This window comes from Photorhabdus sp. RM96S (assembly GCF_042879335.1).
Taxonomy (GTDB): Bacteria; Pseudomonadota; Gammaproteobacteria; order Enterobacterales; family Enterobacteriaceae; genus Photorhabdus; species Photorhabdus kayaii.
In genome coordinates, this window is record NZ_JBHFKT010000074.1 from 1 (window position 1) to 8133 (window position 8133).

General features: G+C 42.7%; 4 protein-coding genes and 1 pseudogene. 3 read left to right on the forward strand and 2 right to left on the reverse strand.

What is annotated here, in order from left to right:
• Nucleotides 1-285: 285 nt before the first annotated feature.
• Nucleotides 286-1179, reverse strand: coding sequence for a queuosine precursor transporter (locus ACGF49_RS23660; protein ID WP_113043815.1), 894 nt, complete (start codon nt 1177-1179; stop codon nt 286-288).
• Nucleotides 1180-1794, reverse strand: a complete 615-nt coding sequence (locus ACGF49_RS23665; protein ID WP_112876157.1) for a helix-turn-helix transcriptional regulator — start codon at nt 1792-1794, stop codon at nt 1180-1182.
• A 1528-nt stretch (nt 1795-3322) separates the two neighbouring features.
• Between ACGF49_RS23665 and uvrB the strand changes: the two genes are divergently transcribed.
• From uvrB to ACGF49_RS23680, 3 genes and pseudogenes are all read left to right on the forward strand, one after another.
• Complete coding sequence (uvrB, locus tag ACGF49_RS23670; protein ID WP_113043816.1) at nt 3323-5332, forward strand: excinuclease ABC subunit UvrB; 2010 nt, start codon at nt 3323-3325, stop codon at nt 5330-5332.
• 502 nt (nt 5333-5834) lie between these two features.
• A pseudogene (tssI, locus tag ACGF49_RS23675) lies at nt 5835-7459 on the forward strand (type VI secretion system tip protein TssI/VgrG).
• Nucleotides 7460-7461: 2 nt separating this feature from the next.
• On the forward strand, nt 7462-8133 hold a 672-nt coding region (locus ACGF49_RS23680; protein WP_387493071.1), incomplete at its 3' end, for a VRR-NUC domain-containing protein.

The window sequence follows — 8133 nt, forward strand, 5'->3', positions numbered from 1 at the left end:
TTGCGGGGCACCGAGCCAAAGGAACAAGCTTAAAAAAGCGGGTTGGTGCGATGATTATCGGGCAAGAGTTTTCTTTGGATGAATAGCAGTCAAAGTATGCTCGTGCCCTGCACCCCGGTCACAGAGTTATCTATGCTCCCGGGGATTCGCTCCCTTGCCGCCGCGATCCATCTTGAAATCCATAGGGTAGAGGTTATTTTAGGACAATATGCCGGAATGACATTCCGGCATAAAAATAATATTTTTCAACGAATTTTCTATATTCTGACAAAACGTTATCTCTATTTATACTTCAGCGAGTTTTTTATTCACTAGCGCATCTGCTGGCCGATTTATATAATTTCTGAATATCTTCCTTACCAGATAAATAGGACCTACACCTAGGATAGAATAAGCCACTTTAATTAGGAACTGGGCGATAATCATTTCTTTTATGATATCTATGCCGAGAACACCATAGAAAGCGATTGAACAGAATATGATACTGTCGAATGCTGAGGCGATAACAGTACTGGTTATTACTCGCAGGAAAAGATACTTTGAGTTTGTGAGAGATTTTATTTTGCAGAGGAGATACGAGTTTATATTCTCAGAGATAAAATAAGCAAGAGATGATGCCAGTAATACAGATACGATACTATTCACTATTCCATTATAAGTCGCACTAAACTCCCATCCAGGAACACCTGGCATCAGTGCGGTTCCCCAAAGCCCTAGAACAAATAATAAGTTCGCGGCAAAAGAGATAATAATCGTTCTTCTTGCCAGACGTAATCCATAGAATTCGTTTAGAATATCGACCAGTAAGAAGGTTATAGGGTAAATAAAAACCCCAGGAGGCGTGATAATATTAAGGATCGGGATATGAATGGGCTTCACACCACATATGGTAGAGAAAATATAGATAACACTGAGTGCGATGCTAATGAGTAAATAGGCTTGCCATGAACGCTCATGACGATCCCCAAGTTCATAAGCTGTTACGATATTACTGTGGCTGTATAGTTTCCGGTATATCGTACTGAGCTCATGTCTGCTCAGATCTTCTGAAATATCACTGTCAGCGAGCTCTTTTAACCCCATAGTAATGGTCTTACCTGTCGCTAGCACCATGACATTTGCCGATAATTTACCATACCTTGAAAATCCCAGTAACTTAAACTTTTGATTTACCGTCATTTATAGTCTTTCTCCTACTATGTAGCCTAAAAAATAAGCATTTTTGTAGGGTTTCCTATCGAGGCTGTCATCATTTTTCTCTTGCCGGATAAAGAACCCAATTTCCTTAGAGTAATACAATAATGGTGTATTGGTGACTAATGCGGGGGGACGTTTTATAATGATCACCTCACCGGGTATGAATGTATCTTCTATTGCCGATTCGACTTTAAGAGCCAACATGTTTGATTCATCACCAAAGAAATAGGTTAGCGGATACTCGGTAACAAGCTGACCTATTTTTTTCTCAGAAACGGCTAAAAATTCAGATTGTGGAACAATAGGGATAGCCGAAGGATTCTTATTGCCTTCGGTTGAAAGTGTTTCATTGAGGCGTTCTAATTGTTCAAGGTCATAATATTCTATTTCTTCACAGGAAACACCGAAAAAATCGGAGATCCGAAGAACAGTAGATTGTTGAACGTTATTGACTTGTCCTTCCAGGATTTTATAAATCGTGGTACGGGTCAATCCTGTTCGATTGGAAAAAGAGCTCTTGGTTTCTCCACGGGTACGTATCAAATATTCTATATTTTTAATGATATTTGTTTTTCGCTGTGCATTAGACGTTTTCATGAGAATCCTTTATATAAAGATAACAGCATTACTATATTACTTGATGATATTGTCCAGTGTGAAAAAACCACTCATTGTGATAATTTCTTGATTTTACTTTTAATATCTTATTCTTATGATTATCTATATTAGCACATCCTATATCGGAAAATGCTCATGGATTTACCCTTATATTCTAAAAATGAAAGTCAAATCATATAATTAAGTGAAATTCATTATAAAGTTTACACAAAACTGAACTTTATGTTTATTTTTGTGTTGACTTTATGGATTTTATTATAATAATGTTAAGTTGTGTTGATGTGTTTTTGGAACATCAGATAGCATCAAACAAAATATTATTCTTATAAATCTCTCGGGGAAGAGCTACTTTATCCTTCGAGTTTGGAAGTGGATTATTTTTTAGCACTAGGGAATTTCAAGAAAATAGAGGAAGTTAAATAAACATCAGGACTGAAATTAGTAAATTAGTAAATTAATAAAATGATAACACAGTTAAAACACCAGGAAATGGCAGTATAAAGATGCTTTGGAACAGCAATCGATTGAAATTGTGGATGATAGATACAAAGTAAGTTTTTCGATCGAAAATAGCCAGTAGAATATTGGACGTTTTACGAGGGCAGTGTCGATTTGATATTTATGTATCTATCATTTTTTTGAGCGGTCACGATGAAGTTTGTTTTGTAGAATAGAAGATATGTTGATGTGAATTCATTTGATGATATTGAACCTGCTATTGCTGAAAGCGTAGGAAGCAGAGAATCCTATTTCTGCTTAGGTAAAATACGACTCTCCCCTTGAGAAACAGATTTCATACGGAAACTGTTCACCAGCTATTTCTTATTGAATAAAAATTCCAATCTAACTCATATTTTTTACTGTTGTTTGGGGCAGAAAAGGCAGTTTTTTTCGCTCATTCTACAGAAAAAATAGACAATTATCTACCTTTAATGCTAGTGATATTGAAAGAATATAATTTATTGATATTTAATTTCCGTGAGAAAATTCTTACTTTTTCAGTGAATTTATTCATTTTTTTGAGAGGAAAAATTGAGATAAAGGTTAAAAAAATAGTAAAAATTTTTATCGGTAGAGGATACCTATTTTGTGGCATGATGTTGCAACCTCGTACAGTTAATAGGGTTTGTAGAGTTATCCACTATTCCTGTGGATAACCTTGTGTATTAGACTTAGAAAAGTTACGCGACGCAAGAAAATACGCGGCTTTCGTCAAGGTTGATGTTATTCTCGTCTTTGTTTTAATTTTATTAAATATCAATAAGATAACTAAAATCAAGCCCTGTCTGACCTGTGATGATGTCCCATGTTGTCACCTTTCAGCCAATCATATAAAAAATGGAAAAATCAAGATAATTTTGGGGATAAAATGGTATTTATTTTGATATCAACGGATGTTTAATTGATAGGGAAATGACCTACTTGAGTCGGTTTTTATAAAATCAACTTGAAGCTGGTTTTATATCCAGTATTATAGATGAATTAATGTTAGGAAAGTGAGATACCGATGAGTAAGGTGTTCAAATTACATTCTGACTTCCAACCGGGGGGTGATCAGCCAGAGGCCATCCGTCAATTACAAGAAGGCTTAGAAGACGGGCTTGCCCACCAGACTTTGTTAGGGGTTACGGGGTCGGGTAAGACATTTACTGTCGCTAATGTGATAGCCAATTTAAACCGACCAACGATGGTACTTGCTCCGAATAAGACACTGGCGGCTCAACTTTACAGCGAAATGAAGGACTTTTTCCCAGAAAATGCCGTAGAGTACTTTGTTTCCTATTACGATTATTACCAGCCGGAAGCTTATGTGCCGAGTTCCGATACTTTTATCGAAAAAGATGCTTCCGTGAACGAACACATTGAACAAATGCGCCTGTCTGCCACAAAAGCTTTGTTGGAGCGGCGAGATGTGATTGTCGTTGCGTCTGTATCGGCTATTTATGGTTTGGGTGATCCTGATAGTTACCTGAAAATGATGCTCCACCTGACCAACGGTATGATGATTGATCAACGCTCCATTCTGCGACGTTTAGCTGAATTGCAATATACCCGTAATGATCAGGCATTCCAGCGCGGGACATTTCGGGTTCGTGGTGAAGTGATTGATATCTTTCCGGCTGAATCTGATGAGCATGCCCTGCGCGTTGAACTATTTGATGATGAAGTAGAACGGTTATCACTGTTTGATCCGCTAACGGGACAGATTCAATATCATGTTCCGCGATATACCGTTTATCCGAAAACCCACTATGTTACTCCGCGTGAGCGTATTATTCAGGCAATGGAAGCGATTAAAATTGAGCTTGAGCAGCGGCGTAAGGTATTGCTGGCAAATGGTAAACTGCTGGAAGAACAGCGTGTTACGCAGCGTACCCAATTTGATTTGGAAATGATGAATGAATTGGGTTATTGCTCCGGCATTGAAAACTATTCCCGTTATCTCTCTGGCCGTGCCGAAGGGGAGCCGCCGCCGACACTGTTTGATTATCTCCCGGTTGATGGTTTGCTGGTAGTGGATGAATCGCACGTTACCATCCCGCAAATTGGTGGGATGTATCGAGGGGATCGTTCCCGCAAAGAGACGCTGGTGGAATATGGTTTCCGTATGCCTTCTGCGCTGGATAATCGACCACTTCGGTTTGAAGAATTTGAAGCACTGGCTCCACAGACCATTTATATTTCGGCTACGCCAGGCAAATATGAATTGGAAAAATCCAGTGGCGATGTGGTGGAACAGGTGGTGCGTCCGACGGGTTTGCTTGATCCGGAAGTAGAGGTGCGTCCTGTAGCGACACAGGTTGATGACTTACTGTCTGAAATCCGTATTCGAGCGGTGAAAAATGAACGGGTATTGGTCACCACATTGACTAAGCGAATGGCGGAGGATTTAACTGAGTATTTGGAAGAGCACGGTGAACGGGTTCGCTATTTGCACTCGGATATCGATACTGTCGAACGTGTGGAAATTATTCGGGATCTTCGTTTAGGTGAGTTTGATGTATTAGTGGGAATTAACTTGCTGAGGGAAGGGCTGGATATGCCAGAAGTTTCTCTGGTGGCTATTCTTGATGCGGATAAAGAAGGTTTCCTGCGGTCTGAACGTTCATTAATTCAGACGATTGGGCGTGCTGCCCGTAACCTGCATGGTAAAGCGATCCTTTATGGCGATAAGATCACTGATTCAATGGCAAAAGCTATTGGTGAAACGGAACGCCGGCGTGCTAAGCAGCAGATATTTAATGAAAAACACGGTATTGTTCCAAAAGGTCTCAATAAGAAAATTAGTGATATTCTGCAAATTGGGCAGCCAGCGGGTGGTAAAAGAAAGGGCAGAGGTAAAGCGGTCGCCACAGCGGAAACATTCAGCAACTTGTCTGCCAAAGAGCTGGAAAGTAAAATCCGCGAGCTGGAAGCGAAGATGTACCAGCATGCGCAGGATCTTGAATTTGAACAGGCGGCTAGTGTTCGGGATCAGGTTCAGGCATTGCGTGAGCAATTTATTGCCAGTTCTTAACAATTGCCCCGTAAATCCTTGCCCAATGCGAGGATGTCGCAAAAGGCCAGCATTGAAAATAAACCCGCAGAGATTTATCGCCTGTTATTGGGAGTGACAACCCATGACAGGCTAAATTTTTCGATTGAAAAGGAGCGATTGAGCGATTTATTAATTAAAGAATTCAATATGAAAAATCGGAACTGATAGCGATTAATTAGCTATTTTATGTGATATTTATCACATTTTTTCATGTTCATATGACAAATATCGTGATCTTGTGGTCATAATATTTAGAGAGTGAAATTCTCTGTTATTTGTCTCCACTCCATCCTACTCAGTTGGACGCGGTCTATTGTTCTCTCTAACGCCACGTATTAAATGATGGCTATTTTACGCTGTCATTTTTTTACCGCGGAACAGACCGCCGCTATTTAAAAGAGCCGCATGTCATGGCTCATTTAATGGCTTCTTGCGTTATCCCCGTTTCAGGATAATGGTTCAATTATGTAAGGTTTCAAATATGGATGGATTAGTTTTCACCTGCCGAATTGGCGAACTGCCCCAAACCACTTTTCAGGTAGCGCAATTTACTTTACAGGAAGAGCTGTCGCAGCTTTATCGCCTGACGTTAAAAGTGGTGAGCTCACGTGATGACATTCCCCTGAATGAACAGCTGGGGGACAGCGCGTCACTGACCATTACCCGCAATGGCGTCACCGAACGGACCATTAATGGGTTGATAGCTGGTGCTGAACAGGGTAATACCGATGGTCGTCGCACTGTTTATATTTTCACTGTCCGCCCCACAATGTGGCTGATGACGCTCAATCAGGATAGCCGTATTTTCCATCGGAAGTCTGTACCGGAAATCTTAACGATCCTGCTTAAAGAGCATCGTATTTTATTTGCCTGCGATACGCTCTATAAACGCCATGTCGAACGGGAATACACATCTCTGTCACTCATCATGGGCAGCAATCTGTCGCGTCAAACGACGGGGGCGAAGGGACGACACTGACAAACGAGGTCGCCTTTATTCCAGGACGACTGGACTGGCGGCCCCCTTACCGCTATAAACCCCTGGCGGACGGTGATGAAGTCGCCACGGTGGTCGGGCCGGGAAGCGAAGAGATTTATGTGAACGAACACGGCGCGATACGGATCCATTTCCACTGGAACCGTTACGATAAAGCGGACGACCTCGCGTCTTGTTGGGTACGGGTGGCACAAGGCTGGAACGGCAACGGTTTCGGTTTTATGGCGATACCGCGCGTCGGGCAGGAGGTGATCGTCAGCTATCTCAACGGCGATATCGACCGTCCGATTGTAACGGGGTGTACCTACAATGGCCTCAACCGGCCGCCTCTTGATTTACCGCTGGAGAAAACCCGTACCACCTTTAAAACCCGGACTCGCGGAGGAGAGGGATTTAATGAACTGCGTTTTGAGGATGAAAAAGGCAGAGAGGAAGTGTTTATTCATGCTCAACGGAATATGAAAACGCAGATTCTCCGGGATAAAACCACGCAGATAGGCCATGACCAACAAACAGAAGTGGCGCATAACCGCACGGCGATAATTAAAAACGATGATGATGAAGCCGTGCAGGGCGGCCAGACGCTTGAAGTCGGTCAAAATCAGACGGTGACCATTAAAGGTCAGCAAACCCTTTCCGTTGGTAAAAGTCATCAATTGAACGTCACCGATAACCAGCAAATTACCGTGGGTAAACATATCACGGTGCACTCTGAAAGCGGGCAAATCACCATTGGGAACGCAGGCGGGCAGATAGTCATTGATCCAATGGGCAATATCCGTATCGAAGGGGTCAGCATCACCATGACCGACCATATCACCGGCAAGAAATCCGCCGGCGCGCTGTTTGACTACTCCGCCCGCTATACCCTGCTCAGTGAGCAAAGCGATAAGCCGCTGGTGAATGTCCCCTACACCATTACCACCGGCGATGGTCAGGTCATCCCGGGTAAAACTGACGCGCTGGGCAGAACGGTGACTGTGCAGAGTGCGGCGGAAGAAAATCTGCAACTGCATTCACCGGAAGCAACACCCAAGCCGAAGCAAACCTTATACCGGGCCAGCTATGACACGCCGGTAGAGTATGTGATGGAATTTATAGAGGAATAAGTATGGCAATATCCAACAACGGCAAGATGTGCCCGGCTGTCACATCAATCACCTGCACAATGGAAATAGGCGTCTTTCCCGCCGATGAAGATCCCTGTTATCTGGCGGAAAAAGCCGAATACGCCCTGCGTCTGCCGGCAATGATTATCACCAAACTGGGGGCTATTCGCTTTCTTAATCAAGTCATTATGAGTGGGTTGATTAAGGTTGAGGAGCTTAAGCATGACTTCCTGTGGCCCTATAAAGCGGAAGTGGTGTTTGCTATCCGCGGGAAGAAGGATGTTCCTCTGCCTATGCTGGCGACCAGTCAAGTCTCTAAGCAGCGTTATGGTGATAATTTACCGCAATCCAGTAATCCGTTTGCCCGGCCTTCTGCCGAAGACGCAGAGAAATTTGGGGTTATTGGTATCCGTCGGCCCGATATTATTCTGGTTAAAGATGAAGCGCTCCGCTGGCCGGGCAGAAATGCTACCTATTTTGATGGCTCCGTACACCCCGATAATCTGAAAATGTTGATTGAGGTGAAATTTCCAGGGGATGAACTCACTAAAGGGCAACAAACTGATTATATCCAGATTGCAACAGAAAAACGCTTTGGGGTAATGCGCGTCGACGATAACCGCACAGAAGAGCAAAAACAGTATGATGAAGCATGGCGAAAACTTTATCAGCCC

Excerpts from the sequence above, each read along its gene's own strand:
- ACGF49_RS23660 (WP_113043815.1), bottom strand. The coding sequence starts at position 1,179 with ATGACGGTAAATCAAAAGTTTAAGTTACTGGGATTTTCAAGGTATGGT.
- ACGF49_RS23665 (WP_112876157.1), bottom strand. The coding sequence starts at position 1,794 with ATGAAAACGTCTAATGCACAGCGAAAAACAAATATCATTAAAAATATA.
- uvrB (WP_113043816.1), top strand. The coding sequence starts at position 3,323 with ATGAGTAAGGTGTTCAAATTACATTCTGACTTCCAACCGGGGGGTGAT.